This is a genomic window from Polymorphospora rubra (assembly GCF_018324255.1).
Classification (GTDB): domain Bacteria; phylum Actinomycetota; class Actinomycetes; order Mycobacteriales; family Micromonosporaceae; genus Polymorphospora; species Polymorphospora rubra.
Map to the genome: position 1 here is coordinate 5,264,899 of NZ_AP023359.1, position 22,482 is coordinate 5,287,380.

Here is a 22,482-nt window from a genome sequence, read left to right on the forward strand (position 1 = left end):
GAACTCCGGGGCGACAGCGGTCCCGCGATGGCCCGGCTGGTGGCGAGCCGGGTCCTGGACGTACCGGACTTTCCCAAGCCGGATGTCCTGTTCAAGGACCTGATGCCGCTCTTCGCCGACGGTGTCGCCTTCCGTGCGGTGGTCGACGGGATCGTCGAACACCACGGTCGGGACTCCTTCGACGTCGTGGTCGGCATCGAGGCCCGCGGCTTCGTGGTCGCCGCGGCGATCGCGTACGCGACGGGGAAGGGCGTCGTACCGGTGCGCAAGGCCGGCAAGCTGCCCCGGGCCGCGTACGCCGAGTCGTACGCCCTGGAGTACGGCGAGGCGACGCTGGAGGTGCACCAGGACGCGTTCACCGCCGGCCAGCGGGCCCTGGTCGTCGACGACGTGCTGGCGACCGGCGGCACCGCGCGGGCGACCCTCGACCTCGTGGAGCGGGCCGGTGGCACGGTCGCCGGGTTCACCGTACTGCTGGAACTGTCCTTCCTCGGCGGCCGGGAGCGGTTGTCCCCGCGGGGCGTCCATGCCCTGCTGACGGTCTGATCCCGTCGCGTGCCTGTCCGGCACGAAGCGTCCCGGGGTGACCGACCCGCTGGCGCAGCGAACGGCGTCGGGCCTCCCCGGCGGGTAGGATGGGCCTCCTGACCAGGTGGGGAGTGCTCTGTTTGGCCAGAACCAGGCGGGCGGTCGGCCAGGACCGGGCGGGAAGTTGGCCAGGACCTGGTGGGAACCGTCGGGCCTGGCTAGCGCAGGAAGGTGCCGGCCGGTTACGGTCGGCTGATTCGGGCTGGTCGGCCGGATACCCGGCTGGCTCATTTTCCGGCGAGGTGTGAGGAGGCCGGTGTCCCACGACGTCGCCCCTTCGGTGGAGGACACGGTGCACCCGACTGGCGAGGACAACGCCGCCGCAAACGGTTCGGGCGAGGTCGGCCAGGTGGCCGCCCCGGCCGACGAATTCGAACTGTCACAGGAGCGGTCACGGCGCGGTGCGCCGCTCGACCGGCCCTCGGGTCCGGCCAACGGCCAGGGCCCGACCGCCGATGCTCCGGCGGGCCGGGGACCGGCCGTCGGCGCGCTGTCCGGCACCACCGTGCCCGCCGGCGTCCGCTCCGAGACCACGCCACCGGCCGCCGCGGTGGCGAACCCCACGGGCCAGGCGGCCAACGGCGCCGGCCCGGCGGGCAACGGCCCGAGCCGTAACGGCGGCGGGGACCGCGCCGCCGAGCCGGCCGGCGGGGTCGTGGTGGCCTTCCCGACTCCGGGAACCCCGCCCGGACCGGTCACCGACGACCCGGAGTCGCAGTCGTCGAGCTTCGGCCTGGTCGGCGCGCCCACCGGGCGGCGGGTCCGGGCCCGGCTGGCCCGGTTCAACGCCCCGTGGCAGACGCCGCAGGTGAGCGAGGTGCTGGAGCCGCTCATCGCCACCCACCGGGCCTCGCATCCCAAGGCCGACGCCCGGCTGCTCCAGCGCGCCTTCGACATGGCCGCCCGCTGGCATTCCGGGCAGTACCGCAAGTCCGGTGACCCGTACATCACGCACCCGCTCGCGGTGGCGACGATCCTGGCCAACCTGGGCATGGACACGACCACGCTGGTCGCCGCGCTGCTGCACGACACGATCGAGGACACCGACTACGGCCTCGACCAGATGCGGGCCGACTTCGGCGGCGAGGTGGCGCTGCTCGTCGACGGGGTGACCAAGCTCGACAAGGTCAAGCTCGGCGACGCGGCGAAGGCGGAGACCATCCGCAAGATGGTGGTCGCGATGGCCAAGGACCCGCGGGTGCTGGTCATCAAGCTCGCCGACCGGCTGCACAACATGCGTACGCTGACCTTCCTGCCCCGGCCGAAGCAGGAGCAGAAGGCGAAGGAGACGCTGGAGATCCTCGCCCCGCTGGCCCACCGGCTGGGTATGAACACGATCAAGTGGGAGCTCGAGGACCTGGCGTTCGGCACGCTGTTCCCGAAGCGGTTCGAGGAGATCAACCGGCTGATCGGGGAGCACCAGCCGCAGCGTGAGGCGCTGCTGCGGCAGGTGACGCAGAAGGTGCAGGTCGACCTGAAGGCCGCCAAGATCAAGGCGGAGACGACCGGGCGGCCCAAGCACCTCTATTCGATCTACCAGAAGATGATCGTCCGGGGTCGGGACTTCAACGACATCTACGACCTTGTCGGGGTCCGCATCCTGGTCGACACGGTCCGCGACTGCTACGCGGCCCTCGGTGTGATCCACGCGAACTGGCAGCCCGTGCCGGGCCGATTCAAGGACTACATCGCGATGCCGAAGTTCAACATGTACCAGTCGCTGCACACCACCGTGATCGGCCCGACCGGCAAGCCGGTCGAGATGCAGATCCGCACGTACGCGATGCACCGCACCGCCGAGTTCGGCATCGCCGCGCACTGGAAGTACAAGGAGAAGAAGGGCGCGACGATCGTCGGCCCGCCGGCGCACATCGACGAGATGACCTGGCTGCGGCAGCTGCTCGACTGGCAGCGGGAGGCGAGTGACCCGAGCGAGTTCCTCGACGCGCTGCGGTTCGACCTGTCCAGCCAGGAGGTCTACGTCTTCACGCCGAAGGGCGACGTGATCCCGCTGCCGACCGGGTCGACGCCGGTCGACTTCGCCTACGCGGTGCACACCGAGGTCGGACACAAGTGCATCGGCGCGCGGGTCAACGGCAAGCTGGTGCCGCTGGAGTCGACGCTGTCGAACGGCGACGTGATCGAGATCTTCACCTCGAAGTCCGACACCGCCGGCCCGACCCAGGACTGGCTCGGCTTCGTCAAGAGCCCGCGGGCGCGTACGAAGATCCGGCAGTTCTTCAACAAGGAGCGGCGCGAGGAGGCGATCGAGGCCGGCAAGGACGCGATCGTCAAGGCGATGCGCAAGCAGGGCATGCCGTTGCAGCGGATGCTCAGCTCCGACAACCTGATGACGATCGCCCGCGACCTGCACCTGCCCGACGTGGCGTCGCTGTACGCGGCGGTCGGCGACAGCCAGGTGTCGGCGCAGTCGGTCGTCCAGCGGCTGATGGCCGGCTACGGCGGCGAGGAGGGCGCGGCCGAGGATCTGGCCGAGACGGCGATCGCCACCCGCCCGCCGCGCAGCCGGGTCACCGGCCACGACCCGGGTGTGGTCGTACGCGGGGTCAGCGACGTCTGGATCAAGCTGGCCCGGTGCTGCACACCCGTACCGCCGGACGCGGTCTTCGGCTTCGTGACCCGGTCCGGCGGGGTCAGCGTGCACCGCGACGACTGCGCCAACGCCGAGGACCTGAAGGTCCAGGAGGAGCGGATCGTCGAGGTGAGCTGGAAGCTGACCTCGGCGTCGACGTTCCTGGTCGCGATCCAGGTCGAGGCGCTCGACCGGCACAAGCTGCTCGCCGACGTCACCCGGGTGCTGTCCGAGGAGCGGGTCAACATCCTGTCCGCGACGGTCACCACGACCCGCGACCGGGTGGCGGTCAGCCGGTTCAGCTTCGAGATGGCCGATCCGAAGCACCTGGGGCACCTGCTGGCGGCCGTACGCAAGGTCGACGGGGTCTTCGACGCCTACCGGGTCACGTCGGGCGCCTGAGCCCGCTTGTGGCCCGGCGGCGCGATCCACGCCCCGGACGACCGAAGAAACGAAGATCGGCGCGATCCTCAGGGATCGCGCCGATCTTTCTGTCCGGTACGGGTCGTCAGCCGGCGGTGAGCGTCAGCGACTTGATCAGGACCTCGGTCTTGGGGTGGCCGCCACCGGCCGACTCGGCGAACGCCTCGTCGTGGCCGTCGGCGCCGACCTTCTTCACGATGTCCATGCCGGCGGTGACGGTGCCGAGGACGGTGTAGTCCGGGGACAGCTCGCTGTCGCCGTACACGATGAAGAACTGGCTGCCGGTGCTGCTCGGCTCGCTGGTCTTCGCCATGGCGATGACGCCCTCCGGGTAGGCGGGGCGCTTGTCGACCGGCAGGTTCTCCTCGGCGAACCGGTAGGTCGGGCCGCCGGTGCCGTCGGTCTCCCGGTAGCCCTCGCCGGTCGCGCTCGGGTCACCGCACTGCAGCACCTGCAACCCCTCGGTCACCAGGCGGTGGCACTTGGAGTTGTCGTAGAACCCGGTCGTCGCCAGGTGCTTGAAGCTGGCCGCCGTGCACGGGACCTTGGCCAGGTCCAGCTTGGCGCTGATCGGGCCGAGGTTGGTGTCGAAGGTCAGCGTCTCGCTGCCGATGGCCGGCACCTCGGTCGGCGGCAGGCCGACGTCCTTGGTCTGCGGGGTGCGCATCTCGGCGGGCACCTCGATCCAGTCGCAGGCGGCGGTGCCGGCCGCGGGCGAGGCCGTGGTGGTCTCCGGCTCGTCGCCACCGAGGTTGGTGACCAGCAGGACCGTGCCGGCGATCACCACAAGAAGGGCCACGCCGGCACCGACCGAGGCCTGGATCTGGCGGCGCTTACGGGCGGCAGCGGCGCGCTGGGCCATCTCCTTCTCGAGACGGGCGCGCGCGGCGGCCCGTTGCCGCTCCTTGGTCGACGTCACGGTCGCTCCTCCTGGAACTTGTTTCTGCGCGGGGCGTGCGCGGGGTCGGTCAGGACTGGCCGGCGGCGCTCGGTGAGGCCGTGGGCGGGGTCGCGGGCGGCGCGTCGGTCAGGTCCGGCGCCGGCGGGGCGGTCGTCACCTCACCGACGGTCAGGCTCTGGATCAGTACGTCGGTCGCCGGCTTGACCTTGGCACCCAGGCCGTTGTCCACGGTCTCCATTTTGCCGATGGTGTCGACCACATCCTGGCCCGACGTGACGCGGCCCACGATGGGATACATGGGTTCGGCCGTGGTGTAGTCCTGGAAGAAGATCAGGAACTGGCTGCCGTTGGCGCCCGGCGGGGTGCCCATCAACGCCACCGTGCCGGCGGGGTAGAGCGGCGGAGCGTCCGGGGCCGGGCTCTCCGAAACCAACGGGGGCACGTTCTCGTTGAAGAACGTGTACGACGGTCCGCCCGCTCCGGTGCCGCTGTGGTCGCCGCAGAGCAGCGCACCCTCATCGGTGATCTCGTGGCAGGTGGTGTTGTCGAAGAAGCCCTGCCCCGCCAGATGGGCGAAGCTCGCACCGGCGCACGGCGCGTTGGTCAGGTCGAGGTCGACCGTGATCGGCGCACCCTGGTTGGTGGTGATCGTCATCGGGCGGGTGCCGGTGGTCGGCACGTCGGTCGCCGACGGGGTCCCGACCTCCTTGAGGCTGGGGTTGTTCGCCGCGTTCTGCGGGGTCCACGTGCAGACCTGCGGCGGGCCGGCCTGCTCCTCGGGATCGCGGTCGAAGCCGCCGAGTGCCCAGAACGAACCGACAACGATCAGCACCAGCGCGGCCGCGGCGCCGACGCCGGCCTGGATCCGGCGGCGCCGGCGCAGGCCGGCGGCCCTGCGGGCCATCTGCCGATCGAGCTTGGCACGCGCCAACTTGCGCTGCCGGTCCTTGCTGGAAGCCACCCGCGCTCCCCTTCCTATTACCTTGATCCGGTGGCGACGGCGTCGCCCTCGATCCGGCGCCGGCGACGTCGCCGGCACCGTCGGGCGTCAAGTGCGCCACGCCACACGCCCGCCAGAGTGTACGGGTAGTCACTAAGAATTTGGTGTGCGAGGTAGGCGAATGTTATCGGGCTTCACCTTCGCCGCCCGCCACGCCCGCCGCCGGGGCGGGTTGGGCGCGGAACCCGGTGGCGGCTGCGGCTAGGCTCGACCCGTCGACAACCGTTGTAGGAGGAGGGGCCGCACGTGCTCGTCGCCGGCTTTCCCGCGGACGCCTTCGGCACCAACTGCTACGTGGTGGCCACCGCGCCGGGGGAGCAGTGCGTGGTCGTCGACCCCGGCATCGGGGTGGTCGACCGGCTCGACGCCCTGCTCGCCGAGCACCGGCTGCACCCGGCCGCGGTGCTGCTGACGCACGGCCACCTCGACCACACCTTCTCGGTGACCCCGGTCTGCGGTGCCCGCGGCATCACCGCCTATGTGCACCCCGCCGACCGCGAGCTGCTCGCCGACCCGGGCAAGGCGCTGTCGATCGACCCGGCCCAGCTCTTCGGGGGCCGGCTGCCGTACACCGAGCCCGAGGACGTCGCCGAGCTGACCGACGGCGCCACGCTGGCCCTGGCCGGCCTGGAGATCACCGTCGACCACGCCCCCGGCCATACCGGCGGGTCGGTGATGTTCCGGTTGCCCGGCGCCGGCTCGTCCTTCGAGGCCGAACAGCTCTGCCTCACCGGTGACGTGCTCTTCGCCGGCTCGATCGGTCGCACCGACCTGCCGGGCGGCAGCCTCCCCACGATGATGCGGAGTCTGCGCGACAAGGTGCTCCCGCTCGCCGACGACACCGTCGTACTGCCCGGCCACGGCCCCGCCACCACCATGGGGCGCGAGCGCGCGACCAATCCGTACCTGCGTCAGGTCATGGCCGGCCGCCAGGCCGCCGGACCGACCCGGGGTCTGTAGAACTTTCCGGCGCCGCGCCGCGCGCGGCGCCGTCCGAGGAGAATCATGAGCAAGCCCAGGCCGATCTCCGGCTTTCCCGAATGGCTGCCCCCGCAGCGCATGATCGAGCAGTACGTCGTGGACCGGATCCGCGACACCTTCGAGCTGTACGGTTTCGCGCCGCTGGAGACCCGGGCGGTCGAACCGCTGGACCAGCTGCTGCGCAAGGGCGAGACGTCCAAGGAGGTCTACGTCCTGCGCCGGTTGCAGGAGGACCCGGCCGGCGCGACCGACGACGACGCGCTCGGCCTGCACTTCGACCTGACCGTGCCGTTCGCCCGGTTCGTGCTCGAGAACGCCGGCCGGCTGCAGTTCCCGTTCCGGCGCTACCAGATCCAGAAGGTGTGGCGCGGCGAGCGGCCGCAGGAGGGCCGCTACCGCGAGTTCCTCCAGGCCGACATCGACATCGTCGACCGGGACACCCTGCCGGCCCACTACGAGGCCGAACTGCCGCTGGTGATCGGCGACGCGCTCGGCGGCCTGCCGATCCCGCCGGTGCGTATCCAGGTCAACAACCGCAAGGTCTGCGAGGGCTTCTACCGCGGGCTCGGGCTGACCGACCCGGAGGCGGCGCTGCGCGCGGTCGACAAGCTCGACAAGATCGGCCCGGAGAAGGTGGCGGCGCTGCTGGCCGAGACCGCCGGCGCGAGCGAGGCACAGGCGAAGGCGTGCCTGTCGCTGGCCGGGATCTCGGCACCGGACGCGTCGTTCGCCGACGCCGTACGCGCCCTCGGGGTGACCCACCCGCTGCTCGACGAGGGGCTGGAAGAGCTGGTGACGGTGGTCGAGGCGGCGGCCGCGCACGCGCCCGGCCTGTGCGTGGCCGACCTGCGGATCGCCCGTGGCCTCGACTACTACACCGGCACCGTCTACGAGACCCAGATGATCGGGTACGAGCGGTTCGGCTCGATCTGCTCCGGCGGTCGCTACGACAACCTGGCCAGCGTCGGCGACACCCGCTTTCCCGGGGTGGGCATCTCGATCGGGGTGTCCCGGCTGCTCGGGCTGCTCTTCGGCGCCGGCGAGCTGACGGTGTCGCGGGACGTGCCGACCTGCGTGCTGGTGGCGCTGCCCGACGAGGAGCGGCGGCGCGACTGCGACCGGATCGCGGCCGGGCTGCGGCGGCGTGGCATCCCGACCGAGGTGGCCCCGACGGCCGCCAAGTTCGGCAAACAGATCCGCTTCGCCGAGCGGCGCGGCATCCCGTACGTGTGGTTCCCCGGCGCGGACGGGGCCGGCGACACGGTCAAGGACATCCGGTCGGGGGAGCAGGTCGACGCGAACGCCGACGACTGGTCGCCACCCGCTGCCGACCTGCGGCCGCTCATCAGCTGAGTCACCGGTTGCCGTCGGGGCCGGGCCCGACCTACGGTAGCGTAAGTTACGCCACCGTAGGTAGGGAGAACCGATCGTGCCGTCCACCCGTACGCCGCTCAGCCAGGAAGCCCTGCTCATCGAACTGGAGCCGGTCGTCGCGACGAACCTCGACCGGCACCTCGGCCTGGCCAAGGAGTGGTTCCCGCACGAGTACGTGCCGTGGAGCGACGGCCGGACCTTCGACGGTTTGCTGGGCGGCGAGGCATGGTCGCCTTCGGACTCCACCATCCCGGACGCCGCCCGTACGGCCCTGATCGTCAACCTGCTGACCGAGGACAACCTGCCGTCGTACCACCGGCAGATCGCCACGCTGTTCGGTCAGGACGGCGCGTGGGGGACCTGGGTGCACCGGTGGACGGCGGAGGAGGGGCGGCACGGTACGGCGATCCGCGACTACCTGACGGTGACCCGGGCGGTCGACCCGGTGGCGCTGGAGCGGGCCCGGATGGTGCACATGTCGGCCGGGTACTCCAACCAGCACGACGACGAGGTGCTGCACTCGCTGGCGTACGTCTCGTTCCAGGAGTTGGCGACCCGGATCTCGCACCGCAACACCGGCCGGGCGACCGGCGATCCGCTGTGCGAGCAGCTGCTGGCCCGCGTCGCCGCCGACGAGAACCTGCACATGGTCTTCTACCGCAACCTGCTGGGCGCGGCGTTCGAGTTCGCGCCCAGCCAGGCGATGCGGGCGGTCGCCGACGTGGTCAGCGACTTCCAGATGCCGGGTAACGGCATCGACGGTTTCGCCCGCAAGTCGGTGCAGATCGCCCTGGCCGGCATCTACGACCTGCGGCAGCACCGCGACGACGTGGTCAACCCGGTGCTGCGGCAGTGGGACATCTGGAACGTGACCGGCCTGGACGCCGAGGGCGAGCAGGCCCGCGAGCAGCTGGCCAAGCACCTGTCCGAGCTGGACGTCGCGGCGACCCGCTTCGAGGAGAAGCGCGCCGCCCGCGAGGCCCGCATCGCCGCAAGACCCGCCTGACCAAGTCACCAAGATCCGCGTGATCAGGGGTTGAATCGCGCGTGTCGCCGGCGTGTCGGGGTGCGAACTCCCTGATCACGCGGATCTTGCACGCGCCGGGCGGAGGCGCCGGCGGCCGGCGCGGGGGCGGGCCGGGGGGCGGGTCAGGCGGGTGGGAGTTCGAAGACCAGGCAGCTCGAGGTGGCCTGGGCGACCAGGCGGCCGGCGGCGTCGGTGAGCCGGGCCTCGGCCAGCGCCACCCGCCGGCCCCGTTGCACCACCACGCCCTCGCAGGTGAGCAGGCCGGAGGCGACCGTAGCCGGCCGGACGAACTTCACGTTGAGGTCGAGCGACGTGTAGCCGTACCCGGCCGGCAGGGTGGTGTGTACGGCGCAGCCGGCGGCGGTGTCGAGCAGTGTGGACAGCACCCCGCCGTGGACCGAGCCGAGCGGGTTGTAGTGGAACTCCTGCGCGGTGAGGGTGACCCGGGCCCGGCCCTCCTCGGCGGTCATGCTGTCGGCGCCGATGGTGTGCATGATCGGCGGGGCGGGTACCTCACCCCGGATCATCGCCTGGATGGTCTCCAGACCGGAGCGTCGGCCCAGCGTCGCGGCGGTGAGTGCCGGGTCGGTCCACGAGAACGTACGGGTGCGCGCCGCCTGCGGCTCCGTCTGGGTCTGCGTCATGGACGCAGCCTGGCAGCAGCTTGCTGAGTCTGTCAACAAGACTTAGCCTGGCGGGGTGAGACCTGCCGCACTCGACTGGGAGATCGACAACTGCACCATCGGCCGCGCCATGGCGATCCTCGGCGAGCGGTGGACCGTCGTGGTGCTCCGCGAGGTCTTCAACGGCGTACGCCGATTCGACGACATGCGCGAACGCACCGGAATCCCGCGCCAGGTGCTCACCAACCGGCTCGCCACCCTGGTCGGGCAGGGCGTGCTGCGCCGCGAACCCTACCGGGAGCCGGGCGCCCGGCTGCGCCACGAATACCGGCTCACCGACAAGGGACTCGACCTGTGGCCGGTGCTGGTCGCCGTACTCGAATGGGGTGACCGCTACCTCGCCGACCCCGAGGGGCCGCCGCTGTCGACCGCGCACCGCGACTGCGGCGCGCCGGTACGCGCCGTCCTGCGCTGCGCCGCCGGGCACGACGTCACCGAGCCGCGCGACGTGCTGCCCCGACCCGGCCCCGGCGCCCGCCGCCGTACCTGACCGGCCCAGGGTCCGGACCCGCGCGGCCCCGGACCCGCCCGCCGCGCCCGGCTTCCGGGGCTGGTCACCGGGCAGTTCCGTCGATCACTTCCGGGCGCCGGTGGCACCACCGCGCGGTACGGTGCGCCCGATGAGTGCCACCGAACCGGTCCACCCGGCGGCGCCCCCTCGGCCTGGGCGCCCCTGCGCATCGCCGCCTTCCGCAGCCTGTGGCTCGCCGTGCTGGCCAGCAACATCGGCGCCTGGATGCAGACCGTCGGCGCCCAGTGGCTGCTCGTCGACGAACCCGGTGCCACCACCCTCGTCGCCCTCGTCCAGACCGCGAGCATGCTGCCGGTCCTGCTGCTCGCCCTGCCGGCCGGGGCCCTCGCCGACACCTTCGACCGGCGGCGGCTGCTGATCGCCGTACAGACGTTCCTGTTCCTGGTCGGCCTGGTCCTCACGGTGCTGACCGCCGCCGGCCGGATGCCGCCGGCCCTCCTGCTCGGTCTGACCTTCGCCCTCGGCGTCGGCCAGGCGCTGACCCTGCCCGCCTGGCAGGCGGTCATCCCCGAACTCGTACCCCGCCCGCAGTTGCAGTCCGCGTCGGCGCTCGGCTCGATCAGCATCAACCTGGCCCGCGCCGTCGGCCCGGCGATCGCCGGCGTACTGGTCGCCCAGGCCGGCGTCGCGGTCGTCTTCGCGGTCAACGCCGCCTCGTTCCTGATCTTCACGCTGGTGCTGCTGCGCTGGCGGGCACCGCGCCGTACCGGCGGCGACAGCCCGGAACGCTTCCTGGCCGCGCTGCGCGCCGGGGGCCGCTACGCGCGGCACTCGCCGGTCGTCCGCCGCATCCTGCTGCGCGCCGCCCTGTTCATCGTGCCCGGCACCGCGCTGTGGGCGCTGCTGCCGCTCGTCGCCAGCGCCCGCCTCGGGCTCGGTTCCAGCGGGTACGGGCTCCTGCTCGCCGCCCTCGGCGTCGGTGCCGTCGCCGGGGCGGTCGTACTGCCCCGCCTGCGCGCCCGCCTGTCCGCCAGCCAACTGCTGCTCGCCGCCGGCCTGGTCTTCGGGGCGGCGCTGCTCGTCGTCGGCGCCGTACCCCGCCCGGTGCTCGTCACCGTCGCGCTGGTGCCCGCCGGCATGGCCTGGCTGACCGTGCTGTCCAGCGTCAACGCGTCCATGCAGCTGTTCCTGCCCGGCTGGGTACGCGCCCGCGGCATGTCGATGTGGCAGATCGTCTTCGCCGGCGGGCAGGCCCTCGGGGCGCTCGCCTGGGGTGCGCTCGCACAGGCCACCGACCTCGTCGTCGCGCACGTCGCGGCCGGCGCGCTGATGCTCGCCGGCGCCGCGACGATCCGCTGGTGGCCGCTGCGGGAGGTCGGCCACCTCGATCGCGCCCCGGCCGTCTACTGGCCGGAGCCGCACCTCACCCTCGATCCGGACCGGCGGGTCGGCCCGGTCCTGGTCACCGTCAGCTATCCCGTACGGCCCGAGCGGGAGGCGGAGTTCGTCGCGGCGATGCAGGTCGTCCGCCGGTCCCGCCAGCGCACCGGTGCCAGCCGTTGGGGCCTCTACCGGTCCGGGGAGCAGCCGGACCGGTTCGTCGAGGTCTACCAGGTGCCGTCCTGGGGCGAGCACCTGCGCCAGCACGGCGGCCGGATGACCGGCGCCGACCGGGCGGCCGAGGAGCGTGCCCGGGCGCTGGCCGACGGCGAGCCGGAGGTCACCCACCTGCTCCCGGCCCGACCGGACTGACGGTTCAGCCGAACAGCAGCGGCAGCAGACCGATGCTGTTCACCGCGCCGTGCACCACGATCAACACCCAGACGTTGCGGTAGCGGGCCCACAGATAGCCGGTCAGCAGCCCGAAACCGCCGTTCCAGACCAGGATCACCGCGAGGTTGTCGCCGAACGGGCCGGTGCCGAACCGGTGCGCGTGCATCGCGGCGAACAGCAACGCGGTCGCCACGATCGCCGGCCACCGGCCGAGCAGCACCTCCAGCCGGGTCTGCAGGAACACCCGGTAGAAGATCTCCTCCGTCACGCTCGCGGTCAGGAACGTCAGCACCGCCGCGCCGACCAGCACCGCCGGGTCGTACGCCTCGTAGCCGGACATGTCCCGGTCGCCGGCGAGCGGACTGTAGTAGAGCAGGTATCCCCAGGCCAGCACGGCCGGCACCGCCCCGAACAGATACCAGCGGCGGGGGAGCAGCGCCCGGTGCGCGGCGGCCGGGGAGGGGGCCGGCCAGCGGCGCAGCACCAGCCAGCTCACGCCGATCAGCAGGACGACCTTGACCAGACCGTAGAACAGTTCGCCGTCGGGCAGCGCGAAGACGACCAGCACGACCACCGGGAACACCAGCGCGATCAGGGTGAGCCCGACTGCCTGGCGACGGTACGTCCCCCGCAGGCCGGCGTCGACCGGTGGCAGGCCGGGCAGCCGGGGCGGAACCAGCCGGGTCAGCAGCAGCGCCGCGAGCATCGACACGACCACGGCGGCCAGCGGGACCGGTCCGGCCTCCTCGTCGGCCGAGAGGCGCAACTCGGTACGGCCGGACAACACCAACACCACGGGTACGGCGGCGAGCAGCAACAGGCCGGCGGCGGTCAGCACCTTGGTACGCATGCCCCCAGCGTGCTGCCCGGGACGTCCGGAGAATCCCTCCCCGCGACGATCGTCGCCTACATCCTTGGATGGACCGCCCTGCCCGGTCCCGTGCATCATGACCGTCTGTTGGTCAGGCACCTCCGGCCCGGCGTGCCGAGTGCTCCAGCCGCGGACGACCAACCCGGGGAGACGTCGCCCGCCCGGGCGGGGTACTGCTGTTGCGGTCCACAGCGAATTCGGCGTAGCCACAGCGAACTCGCTGTGGACGTCGCCGCTCACCAGTCCCGGGCGGCCACCAGCAGGTTGAACTCCTCCGTCGCCGCCTCCGTCAGCGCGCACAAGGGCCTCACCTCTTTCCGCGATCTTGCGGTTGTCTCCCCCATTTGCGGCTTTCGTCCGGCGACAAGTGCAAGATCGCGGCGTACGCGTGGGGGCGGCACCCGCACGGTGCCGCCCCCACGCGGGTGGAACGGGTCAGCGGCCGAATCGCAGGCGGTTCCGCTTCGGCTTGTGGCCGAACATGCGTTGTGCCTGGTCAGCCGCGTTGTGCAGCATTCGGGTGGCCTTCGACTGGCCGCGCCGGGCCTCCATCGTCTGGCTCACCTTGCGGACCCCGGCCGCCGCCACCGGAACAGCGACCGCGACGACCGCCCAACGACGAATCGCGTTGCGCATCATGACACCTGCTCCCTTCGCTCGCCGGTGCCATGATTCGAGCTGAGCTGGCTGATTCGCGCGCTGCGCTCGCTCATGACACCTGCTCCCTTCGCTCGCCGGTGCCGTGATTCGAGCTGAGCTGGCTGATTCGCGCGCTGCGCTCGCTCATGACACCTGCTCCCTTCGCTCGCCGGTGCCGTGATTCGAGCTGAGCTGGCTGATTCGCGCGCTGCGCTCGCTCATGACACCTGCTCCCTTCGCTCGCCGGCGTCGTGAAGGGGGCTCCAACCGCCCCTCATGACACCTGGCTGTGCCGTCGTTCGATGTGTCTGACCGGTTGCGTACCCGGGACGGCGCCCGACTAAGCGGATCCGTGCGACTTCGTGGTCCGTACCACCATCAGCACCGGCGGGTGTCGAGCACGACGACGAGCGGCCACAGCGCCTGGGCACCGGCGGCCGTGCGCTCGGCGAGGCCGGCGTACCCGTCGGTGCCGAGACTGGCGACGAACCAGCCGACCAGGGCCAGCAGCACCACGGCGGCGGTCACCGCGACCACCGGACGCAACGTTGCGGGGCGGGGCGCGTCCCGGCGGAAGCCGAGCGCCGGCCACAGGCCGAGGGCGCCGACCGCGACCGTCGCCGCCACCGCGTGCGTGGTCGAGCCGCCGGACGGCGGCTGCGGGAAGACGGCGACGAGTACGGTCGCGGCTCCGCCGACCGCCAGCACGACCCGACCGGCGACGGCGACCGGTCGCAGGCCGGCCGCGGTGACGAGGTGGCAGATCCCGAGCCCGGCGAGCGCGACGGTCATGATCCAGCGGTCGGCGGCGCCGGGGGCGGCCAGGGTGCTGATCGTGTCGGCGGTCGGGTCGTAGCCCGGTTGCCGGTCGGCGGCGACGGTCCAGCCGCCGATCAGCAGGACCGGGGCCGCCGCCGACGAGGCAATCGCCCACCAGGGCACCGCGCGCACCACCCCACCGTACGGCGGGGTGGCCGCCCCGCCGCGGTGATGGTCGGGGGTGACGGCGCGGCGACAGCGGGGTGGTGGCGTGCGCGTGGCGGGGCGGCTGAGAGAATGCCCGTGCAGTCCGCAACAGTCGAAGGAGACGCCTGCCGTGATCCGTACCCATGACGCCGGCACCCTGCGCGCCACGCACGCCGGCACGACGGTGACGCTCGCCGGGTGGGTGGCCCGCCGGCGCGACCACGGCGGCGTGATCTTCGTCGACCTGCGTGACTCCTCCGGTGTGGTGCAGGTCGTCTTCCGCGAGGAGATCGAGACCGCCCACGCGCTGCGCAACGAGTACTGCGTACGGATCACCGGCCAGGTCGACCGTCGGCCCGAGGGCAACGACAACCCGGAGCTGGCGACCGGCGAGATCGAGGTGACCGCCGCCGAGCTGGTCATCCTCTCCGAGGCCGCCCCGCTGCCGCTGCCGGTCGACGACAACGTCGACGCCGGCGACGACGTCCGGCTGAAGTACCGCTATCTCGACCTGCGCCGCGGCGGCCCGTCGCGCAACCTGAAGCTGCGGTCCCGGGCGAACCACATCGCCCGTACCGTGCTGCACGACCGCGACTTCCTGGAGATCGAGACCCCGACCCTGACCCGGTCGACGCCCGAGGGCGCCCGGGACTTCCTGGTCCCGGTACGTCTGCAGCCCGGCACCTGGTACGCGCTGCCGCAGTCGCCGCAGCTGTTCAAGCAGCTGCTGATGGTCGGCGGCATGGAGCGCTACTACCAGATCGCCCGCTGCTACCGCGACGAGGACTTCCGCGCCGACCGGCAGCCGGAGTTCACCCAGCTCGACATCGAGATGTCGTTCGTGACCCAGGACGACGTGATCGGGCTCGGCGAGGCGATCGTCGGCGCGCTGTGGAAGGACCTGGCCGGTCACGAGATCACCACCCCGATCCCGCGGATCACCTGGCACGACGCCATGGACCGGTACGGCTCCGACAAGCCCGACCTGCGGTACGGCGTCGAGCTGACCGAGCTGACCGACTACCTGCGCGGCACCGAGTTCCGGGTGTTCGCCGGCGCGATCGACGCCGGTGGCTACGTCGGCGCGGTGGTCATGCCCGGCGGCGCCGGCCAGACCCGCAAGGAACTCGACGGCTGGCAGGACTGGGCCAAGGCCCGCGGTGCCCGTGGCCTGGCGTACGTGGTGCTCGACGCCGAGACCGGCGAGCCGCGCGGCCCGGTCGCGAAGAACCTGTCCGCGGCGCACCTCGGCGGTCTCGCGGACGCGGTCGGCGCCAAGCCCGGCGACGCGGTCTTCTTCGCCGCCGGCGCCGACCGGCGGGACGCGCAGGAGCTGCTCGGCGCCGCCCGGATCGAGATCGCCAAGCGGGCCGGCCTGGTCGACGAGAGCGCGTGGGCGTTCTGCTGGGTGGTCGACGCGCCGATGTTCGAGAAGACCGACGAGGGCGGCTGGACCGCCGTGCACCACCCGTTCACCTCGCCGAACTCCGACTGGCTGGACCGGTTCGAGGAGGCGCCGGACCGGGCGCTGGCGTACGCGTACGACATCGTCTGCAACGGCAACGAGATCGGCGGCGGTTCGGTCCGTATCCACCGCGGCGACGTGCAGCGCCGGGTCTTCGACCTGCTCGGCATCAGCCCGGACGAGGCCGCCGACAAGTTCGGCTTCCTGCTGGAGGCGTTCAAGTACGGGCCGCCGCCGCACGCCGGTATCGCGTTCGGCTGGGACCGGATCTGCATGCTGCTCGCCGGCGCCGACTCGATCCGCGAGGTGATCGCCTTCCCGAAGACCCGGGGCGGCTTCGACCCGCTGACCAGCGCCCCGACCCCGATCACCGCCCAGCAGCGGCTGGAGGCCGGCGTGGACGCCAAGCCCAAGCCCGCCGCCCCGCCGGCCGGTACGACGGGGGTAGCCGCCCCGGTGGAACCCTCCTAGCGCCGAAGATCCGCGTGATCAGGGAGTACGCCGCGCGTGTCGTCGGCGGGTCGGGCCGGAAGTTCCCTGATCACGCGGATCATGGCGCGGCAGGACCGTGGCGGGGAGCGTCGTGACGCTGCTTGTCGTCGGTGCCGCCGGGCTCCTCGGCGGCGAGGTCTGCCGGCAGGCGGTCGCCGCCGGCCGTCGGGTCGTCGGCGCCCACCACCGCACCGCCGGCGCGCTGCCGGACGTCGCCTGGGCGCCGCTCGACGTCCGGGACCGGTCCGCCGTGCTCGCCCTCGCCGACCGGGTACGCCCGACCGCGGTGGTCAACACCGCCTACCGGTACGACGACTGGGCGGTCACCGCCGACGGGGCGGCCCACGTGGCGCTGGCCGCCGCCTCGGTCGGTGCCCGCCTGGTGCACGTGTCCAGCGACGCCGTCCACGGTGGACGGACGGAGCCGTACGCCGACGACGAACCGCCCAGCCCGATATTCGCGTACGGGGCGGCCAAAGCGGCGGCCGAGACCACCGTACGGCTGGTCGACCCCGGCGCGGTGCTGGTCCGTACCTCGCTGATCCTCGGCGACGAGCACAGCAACCAGGTACGGCTCTGCCTGGCCGCCACCACCGACGGCGGGCCGCGGCTGTTCGTTGACGAGATCCGCTGCCCGGTCGGCGTCGAGGACCTGGCGTCGGCGGTACTCGAACTCGTCGACTCCACGGTCGCCGGCCCGCTGAACGTGTGCGGCCCCGAGGCGCTCAGCCGGGTCGAACTCGGTGGCCTGGTCGCCCGCCGCCACGGGATCGATCCGGCCCGGCTGCGGACCGGCCGTGCTGCGGATTCGGGTCTGCCGCCCCGCCCGGCCGAGGTACGCCTCGACCCGCCCCGGGCGCTGGCCCTGCTGCGAACCCGAATCCGCCCGGCGAGCACCTACCTGACCCCGCCCGGCCTGACTCCGCCCCGTTCGGCCTGACCCCGCCCTGCTCGGCCCGACCCCGCCCGGCCTGACCCCGCCCGGCCTGACCCCGCGCCCCGCCCGGGCTGCCCTCGCCCGCCCTGATCACCGTGATCAGGGGGTTCGCGGCCGGACCCGCCGGCGACACGCTCGACGTACTCCCTGATCACGCGGATCTTGGAGGGTTCAGCGGAGGTGGAGGGAGGTGCGGGGGAGGGCGTCGGTGTAGCCGAGACGCTGATAGAGGCGGATCGCACCGACGTTGTCGACGTAGACGCCCAGCGCCGCGTGCCCGTACCGGGTGAGCAGCCGGCGGGTCAGCGCGGCGGTGAGCGTCCCGCCCAGGCCGCGACCCTGCTGGTCGCCGGCGACCGCGAGCGAGGCCAGGAACCCGGCGTCGGCCCGGCTCCGGTCGGCACCGCAGGCGACCAGGCGGCGCCCGGCGAAGATGCCGTACCAGCCGACGACCCGACCGTCGCCGGGGCGGTTCGTGCTGTCCGGCAGCGCGTCGTCGAGCAGTGTGTCGATCGCGGCGTGGTCGGCCTCGCCGAGCGGCACCACCCGTTCCTCGCCGGGCCGGACCGCGGGTGCCGTCGTCGTACTGAGGTAGAGCCACCGGCCGATGTGGGTGAACTCCACCGGCGTCGGGTTCGGCAGGTCCGGCAGGTGCAGGGAACGGAGTCGGGCCGGCGGCCCGTCCGGTCCGGGCGGGGCGGTCAGGAACCGGACGGCCCGGGCGGCGTCGCCGATCGCGTACCCGGCCGGTCCGTGCGGGCCGGTGTCGAACCAGACCACGGTGTCGTCGAACCGGTAACCGGTGACCTCGTCGTCCGTCCCGGGGCCCGTGCGGTGGTCAGCCGTACGTAGGGGTGGTCGCCGGTGGCGGCCCGCACCGCCGCCCGCCCGTCGAGCCGCTGTCCAGTCCCGATCACCGCTTCACCGTACCGACCCGGTCCCGCCGGCTCCCCGGCCCGCCACGTCCCGGGCGCCGGCTCCGGCACCGCCCGGGCCGCCCCCGTTGTCGTGATCGTCTGCGGCTCAGGCGGTCCCGCTCCGGCGTGTCGGGTGCCCGAGCCGCAGACGATCGAGGCGGACCGCCGATCACGGACCGCCGATCACGGACCGCCCGAGGAAAGGCGGCGGCGAGGCGGCGGAGATTGGCGGTCGTCACGGTTGGGTACATCCGCGGCCGACCCACTGGGACACCCCCTCTCGGAGGAAAAGTCATGTTCGCCATCGCCGCGGCTGTGGTCTTCGGTTTCGCGCTGCTACTCGACCTGCTCAGCACCGACTTCGGTGCGCCGGATTTGTTCAACTGGAACACCCTGGTCCTCATCGGCCTGCTCCTGGTCGCCCTGCACCTCGCCGGGTTCGGCAGCGGCGGGCGACGCTGGGGACGGGGCCGCGGACGCCGCTGACCAGCGGTCATCCCCGGTCCACCGGCCCGGTTCGGCGCGTTTCGAACGTGTCCGACCGGGCCGGTACTGTCTTCGTGATGGAGCCCGACGGCCTTTTCTCCCTAGCCGACCCCGGTGGCCCGCGCGGTGCGCAGCCCGGTGCCGGTGACGGTTTCACCACCCCGGGCGCCGACTCGCCGCTGCCGGTCCGGATGCGACCGGCCACGATCGACGAACTCGTGGGCCAGCAGCACCTGCTCGCGCCGGGCGCCCCGCTGCGGCAACTGGTCGGTGGCGCCGCCCCGATGTCGGTAATCCTGTGGGGGCCGCCCGGCAGCGGCAAGACCACTATCGCGCACCTGGTAGCGGCGGCGACCGACCGCCGGTTCGTGGCCATGTCGGCACTGTCGGCCGGGGTCAAGGACGTCCGGGCGGTGATCGACACCGCCCGTCGCCAGCGCCGCGCCGGCGGGCCGCCGACCGTACTGTTCATCGACGAGGTGCACCGGTTCAGCAAGACCCAGCAGGACTCGCTGCTCGCCGCGGTCGAGGACCGTACGGTGACGTTGCTGGCGGCGACCACCGAGAACCCGTACTTCTCGGTCATCTCGCCCTTGCTCTCCCGGTGCGTCCTGCTGACCCTCCAGCCGCTCGACGACGCCGCGGTCCGTGGCCTGCTGCGCCGCGCCGTCGCCGACGAGCGCGGCCTGGGCGGTGCCGTCACCCTGGCCGCCGAGGCCGAGGACCACCTCGTACGGCTCGCCGGCGGCGACGTACGCAAGGCGTTGACCGCACTGGAGGCGGCGGCGGGCTCGGCGGCGGCGGTCGGTGCCGCCGAGATCGACCTGGCGACCGCGGAGCGCGCCGTCGACGTGGCCGCGGTCCGCTACGACCGCGACGGCGACGCGCACTACGACGTGACCAGCGCGTTCATCAAGAGCATGCGGGGTTCCGACGTCGACGCGGCACTGCACTGGCTGGCCCGGATGCTGGTGGCCGGCGAGGACGCCCGGTTCATCGCCCGACGCATCGTGATCTTCGCGAGTGAGGACGTCGGGATGGCCGACCCGACGGCGCTGAGCGTGGCGACCGCCGCCGCCCACGCCGTGGAATACGTCGGCCTGCCCGAGGCACAGCTCAACCTGGCCCAAGCGGTGATCCACATGGCGACCGCCCCGAAGTCCAACTCGGCCACCATGGCGGTCGCCGCCGCGATCGGCGACGTACGGGCCGGCCGGGGCGGGGCGGTGCCGCGGGCGCTGCGCGACGCCCACTACGCCGGTTCGAAGGGACTGGGGCACGGCATCGGCTACCGCTATCCGCACGACGACCAGCGTGGCGTCGTGACCCAGCAGTACGCCCCGGACGAGTTGGCCGGCGTCGACTACTACCGGCCGACCGAGCACGGCGCGGAGCGGGCGGTCGCCGCCCGGCTGCCGGTGCTGCGCCGGATCGTGCGCGGCCTGCCACCACCCGCCCGCGGGCCCGCGCCGGCGACCGCCACGCGGCCCGCCGAGCCGCGACGCGACGGCGCCGAGGCGCGACGCGACGCCGGCGAGGCAGGACGCGACGCCGGCCCGCCGCCCGTCGCCCGGCCATCCGGGGCGACCCCGCCGCCCGTTGACGGCCCGCCGCCCGGTGACGATGCGACTGCCGGTGGCGGTTCACCGAGCGGCGCCGCAACGATGCCCGACGATGCCGAGGCGGCCAGGGACCTTCCGGCGGCCGGCACCGATCCGGCGGCCACGAAGGATTCGGCGGCCAGGAACGGCCCGGCGGGCGGAGAGGCCCGGTCCGGCAACACATCCGACGACAACGGCAGGACTCCTGCCGGGAAGGGTCACCAGTGAGATCGCGCGGTTCCGACCGGCCCGAAGACGGCCCCGACGAGGGCCGGGACGCCCGGCCCAAGGGGCGGCGGTGGGGTCGCAACCGGCCCGAGCCGGCCGAGCCGGAGCAGGTGCCCGGCGAGGAACTCGGCTGGATCGCCGACCTGCGTACGGCGCGCGAGCAGCGGGCCGACATCGGTCCCGGCGACGCCGCCCGGCGTGGTGGGGCACCCGAACCGCTCCCCGGTGACCTGCCGCCCGCCGCCGGCCGGGGCGAGCCGACCCCGGATCCCCGGGACGCTTCCGGCCCGCCGCCGGCCCGCCGCGCCGCCCCGGATCCGGACGCGACGCGGACCTGGTCGGCGCCGCCGGTCCGGCCCGGCGAGGGCCCGGCGCAGCCCGATCCCCGGCAGCCCGGTCCGCTCGATCCCCGGCTGCCGGGCCAGCCCGATCCCCGGCAGCCCCGTGCGGTCGATCCCCGGCGGCCGGGCCAGCCCGATCCCCGGCAGCCCGATCCCCGGCAGCCCGGCCCGGCCGGCCCGCAGCCGGGTACGGGTGCCTGGCCGCCCGCCGCCGCACGGCCCGGCGCACAGTCGGGTCCGCCGGCCGGTCGACCGGCTCCCGACCCGGCCACGTCACCGCCCGCCGGCCGCGCGACCCCACCGCCCGGTCCGGTGCCGCCGCCGACCGCCGGCGCGGTGCCGCCGCCCGTTCCCGAGCGGCCCGGCGGCCGGCCGGGTGGCTTCGTGCCACTGCGGGCCGCCGGCGGCGAAGCAGGCGGACCCGGGACCGGACCGGTCGTCGTACCCAGGACCGGCAACGCCCCACCCGTGCCGCCGGCCGCTCCACCCGTGCCGCCGGCCGCCCCACCGGTGCCGCCGGCCGCTCCACAACAGACCACAGGTGCCGCCCGCCCGCCGGCCCCGGCCGGCGGGCGCGAGATCCACGACTTCGAGGCGGGACGCGAGCCGTTCGACGCGTTCCGGCGGGCCGAGCGGGCGCCGGTGGACGAGCCGACCGCCGGCGGTCGCCGGCGGGCTCCCGAGCCGGACGGCCCGGGCGACGCCCGCACCGCCGGCTGGCCGCAGACCAGCGACCGCGGTGGCCCGGCCGGGCCACCGCCGGGTGCCGCGGGGCAGGCCGGCGGTCCTCCGGTACGCCCCGACAGCCGGCCCGGCCCGCCCCTCGGCGACGGCCGTCCCGGTGGTCCCGGCCGCCCCGGTGGTCCCGGCCAGCCCGGTGGTCCCGGCCAGCCCGGTGGTCCCGGCCAGCCCGGTGTCGCCGGTCGGCCCGGCCCGCCCGGCCAGTACGGCGTTCCCGGGCCGGCGGCCGGCGACGGCCGGCATGGTGCCCCCGGCCAGCCCGGTGTCGCCGGTCGGGCCGGTGTCCCCGGGCCGGCGGGTGCCCCCGGTCGGCCCGGTGCTCCCGGCGAACCGGTCGGCGATCCTCGCGCCGGGGTGCCGGACCGGCACGGTGACCGGACCGGTGACGTCCGTGGCGGCTCCGTGGGCCGGCACGGCGACCGGACCGGTGACGTCCTGGCGGACGGGCCGGGTCGCCACGGTGACCGGACCGGGGACATCCGCACCGACGGCCAGTCGACCGGACGCTTTCCGGTACGCCCCGCGGAGCCGGGCGCCGGCGTCCGGCCCGCGTCGGCACGCGTACCCGGACCCGGTGCGACGCCCGACGGGCCGCCCCGTGGTCGGGGTGACGGGGAAGCCGACCGGCGGGGGACGGGAACGGCCGCCGTGCCCCCGCCCCCGGGCGGCGCGGTCGTACCGTCGGCGGGCAGCGCGTCCGTGCCACCGCCGCGGGGCAGCGCCTCGGGCCCGCCGCCGGCCGGCAGCGCATCGGTGCCGACCGGCGCCGTGATCGTGCCTCCCACGGGCAGCGCGTCGGTTCCGCCGGCCGGGAGCGCGTCCGTACCGCCGCCCGGGCGGGCATCGGTCGGCCCGCCGGCCGACCGGGCCGCGTCCACGGGCCCGGTGCCGCCCGCCGCCCGACCGCAGCAGCCGGACCGGCCGCCGCACGGCGAGCCGCACCGGCCGTACCCGGGGGAACCGCCGGCCGACCCCGACCGGGC

Annotated in this window: 18 protein-coding genes; 11 read left to right on the forward strand and 7 right to left on the reverse strand. The window is 73.7% G+C overall.

The window, feature by feature from the left end; all coding sequences use genetic code 11:
- Positions 1-27 precede the first annotated feature (27 nt).
- Complete coding sequence (locus Prubr_RS23860; protein WP_212828435.1) at positions 28-546, forward strand: adenine phosphoribosyltransferase; 519 nt, start codon at positions 28-30, stop codon at positions 544-546.
- 547 nt (positions 547-1,093) lie between these two features.
- Entirely contained in the window at positions 1,094-3,583 is a 2,490-nt protein-coding gene (locus Prubr_RS23865; RefSeq protein WP_246569021.1) for a RelA/SpoT family protein, read from the forward strand.
- Between the two features lie 106 nt (positions 3,584-3,689).
- On the opposite strand, the gene Prubr_RS23870 is transcribed toward Prubr_RS23865, so the two are convergent.
- A complete protein-coding gene (locus Prubr_RS23870) occupies positions 3,690-4,523 on the reverse strand; it encodes a peptidylprolyl isomerase (RefSeq protein ID WP_212817105.1) in 834 nt (277 codons plus the stop codon).
- A gap of 49 nt (positions 4,524-4,572) precedes the next feature.
- Positions 4,573-5,466, reverse strand: a complete 894-nt coding sequence (locus Prubr_RS23875; protein ID WP_212817106.1) for a peptidylprolyl isomerase — start codon at positions 5,464-5,466, stop codon at positions 4,573-4,575.
- 285 nt (positions 5,467-5,751) lie between these two features.
- Here Prubr_RS23875 and Prubr_RS23880 point away from each other — a divergent pair, with 285 nt between their 5' ends.
- The 3 genes from Prubr_RS23880 (at position 5,752) to Prubr_RS23890 (ending at position 8,866) form a co-directional block, all read left to right on the forward strand.
- The gene (locus Prubr_RS23880) at positions 5,752-6,465 is read left to right on the forward strand and encodes an MBL fold metallo-hydrolase (RefSeq protein ID WP_212817107.1); all 714 of its coding nucleotides are present in this window, start codon (positions 5,752-5,754) and stop codon (positions 6,463-6,465) included.
- 45 nt (positions 6,466-6,510) lie between these two features.
- Positions 6,511-7,839, forward strand: a complete 1,329-nt coding sequence (gene hisS / locus Prubr_RS23885; RefSeq protein WP_212817108.1) for a histidine--tRNA ligase — start codon at positions 6,511-6,513, stop codon at positions 7,837-7,839.
- A gap of 76 nt (positions 7,840-7,915) precedes the next feature.
- Positions 7,916-8,866, forward strand: coding sequence for an acyl-ACP desaturase (locus Prubr_RS23890; RefSeq protein WP_212817109.1), 951 nt, complete (start codon positions 7,916-7,918; stop codon positions 8,864-8,866).
- A gap of 143 nt (positions 8,867-9,009) precedes the next feature.
- Here the strand turns inward: Prubr_RS23890 and Prubr_RS23895 are convergent, their stop codons facing one another.
- Positions 9,010-9,531, reverse strand: a complete 522-nt coding sequence (locus tag Prubr_RS23895; protein WP_212817110.1) for a PaaI family thioesterase — start codon at positions 9,529-9,531, stop codon at positions 9,010-9,012.
- A gap of 55 nt (positions 9,532-9,586) precedes the next feature.
- Here Prubr_RS23895 and Prubr_RS23900 point away from each other — a divergent pair, with 55 nt between their 5' ends.
- Together Prubr_RS23900 and Prubr_RS23905 are read left to right on the forward strand one after the other, a co-directional pair.
- Positions 9,587-10,060: a winged helix-turn-helix transcriptional regulator gene (locus tag Prubr_RS23900; protein ID WP_246567566.1), complete on the forward strand. Its 474-nt coding sequence runs from the start codon at positions 9,587-9,589 to the stop codon at positions 10,058-10,060.
- Between the two features lie 60 nt (positions 10,061-10,120).
- On the forward strand, positions 10,121-11,794 hold the full coding sequence (locus Prubr_RS23905) for an MFS transporter (RefSeq protein ID WP_212828440.1): 1,674 nt from the start codon (positions 10,121-10,123) through the stop codon (positions 11,792-11,794).
- A gap of 4 nt (positions 11,795-11,798) precedes the next feature.
- Here the strand turns inward: Prubr_RS23905 and Prubr_RS23910 are convergent, their stop codons facing one another.
- From Prubr_RS23910 to Prubr_RS23920, 3 genes are all read right to left on the reverse strand, one after another.
- Positions 11,799-12,665, reverse strand: a complete 867-nt coding sequence (locus Prubr_RS23910) for a CPBP family intramembrane glutamic endopeptidase (protein WP_212817111.1) — start codon at positions 12,663-12,665, stop codon at positions 11,799-11,801.
- 456 nt (positions 12,666-13,121) lie between these two features.
- On the reverse strand, positions 13,122-13,325 hold the full coding sequence (locus Prubr_RS23915; protein ID WP_212828954.1) for a hypothetical protein: 204 nt from the start codon (positions 13,323-13,325) through the stop codon (positions 13,122-13,124).
- A 378-nt stretch (positions 13,326-13,703) separates the two neighbouring features.
- Entirely contained in the window at positions 13,704-14,276 is a 573-nt protein-coding gene (locus Prubr_RS23920; RefSeq protein ID WP_212817112.1) for a DUF998 domain-containing protein, read from the reverse strand.
- Between the two features lie 145 nt (positions 14,277-14,421).
- Here Prubr_RS23920 and aspS point away from each other — a divergent pair, with 145 nt between their 5' ends.
- Both aspS and Prubr_RS23930 read left to right on the forward strand, forming a co-directional pair.
- A complete protein-coding gene (gene aspS, locus Prubr_RS23925; RefSeq protein WP_212817113.1) occupies positions 14,422-16,227 on the forward strand; it encodes an aspartate--tRNA ligase in 1,806 nt (601 codons plus the stop codon).
- 112 nt (positions 16,228-16,339) lie between these two features.
- Positions 16,340-17,188, forward strand: a complete 849-nt coding sequence (locus Prubr_RS23930; protein WP_212817114.1) for a sugar nucleotide-binding protein — start codon at positions 16,340-16,342, stop codon at positions 17,186-17,188.
- A gap of 168 nt (positions 17,189-17,356) precedes the next feature.
- Here Prubr_RS23930 and Prubr_RS23935 read toward each other — a convergent pair whose 3' ends face one another.
- Complete coding sequence (locus tag Prubr_RS23935; RefSeq protein WP_212817115.1) at positions 17,357-17,965, reverse strand: GNAT family N-acetyltransferase; 609 nt, start codon at positions 17,963-17,965, stop codon at positions 17,357-17,359.
- Between the two features lie 431 nt (positions 17,966-18,396).
- Between Prubr_RS23935 and Prubr_RS23940 the strand changes: the two genes are divergently transcribed.
- Together Prubr_RS23940 and Prubr_RS23945 are read left to right on the forward strand one after the other, a co-directional pair.
- Positions 18,397-18,588 (forward strand): hypothetical protein, encoded by a 192-nt coding sequence (locus Prubr_RS23940; protein ID WP_212817116.1) that lies wholly within the window; start codon positions 18,397-18,399, stop codon positions 18,586-18,588.
- Positions 18,589-18,665: 77 nt separating this feature from the next.
- Complete coding sequence (locus Prubr_RS23945) at positions 18,666-20,417, forward strand: replication-associated recombination protein A (protein ID WP_212817117.1); 1,752 nt, start codon at positions 18,666-18,668, stop codon at positions 20,415-20,417.
- Positions 20,418-22,482: the final 2,065 nt, after the last annotated feature.

What these genes read in the sequence shown, in the direction of transcription:
- Prubr_RS23910 (WP_212817111.1), bottom strand. Translation starts at nt 12,665, where the DNA reads ATGCGTACCAAGGTGCTGACCGCCGCCGGCCTGTTGCTGCTCGCCGCC.
- Prubr_RS23915 (WP_212828954.1), bottom strand. Translation starts at nt 13,325, where the DNA reads ATGATGCGCAACGCGATTCGTCGTTGGGCGGTCGTCGCGGTCGCTGTT.
- Prubr_RS23860 (WP_212828435.1), top strand. Translation starts at nt 28, where the DNA reads ATGGCCCGGCTGGTGGCGAGCCGGGTCCTGGACGTACCGGACTTTCCC.
- hisS (WP_212817108.1), top strand. Translation starts at nt 6,511, where the DNA reads ATGAGCAAGCCCAGGCCGATCTCCGGCTTTCCCGAATGGCTGCCCCCG.
- Prubr_RS23945 (WP_212817117.1), top strand. Translation starts at nt 18,666, where the DNA reads ATGGAGCCCGACGGCCTTTTCTCCCTAGCCGACCCCGGTGGCCCGCGC.
- Prubr_RS23940 (WP_212817116.1), top strand. Translation starts at nt 18,397, where the DNA reads ATGTTCGCCATCGCCGCGGCTGTGGTCTTCGGTTTCGCGCTGCTACTC.
- Prubr_RS23895 (WP_212817110.1), bottom strand. Translation starts at nt 9,531, where the DNA reads ATGACGCAGACCCAGACGGAGCCGCAGGCGGCGCGCACCCGTACGTTC.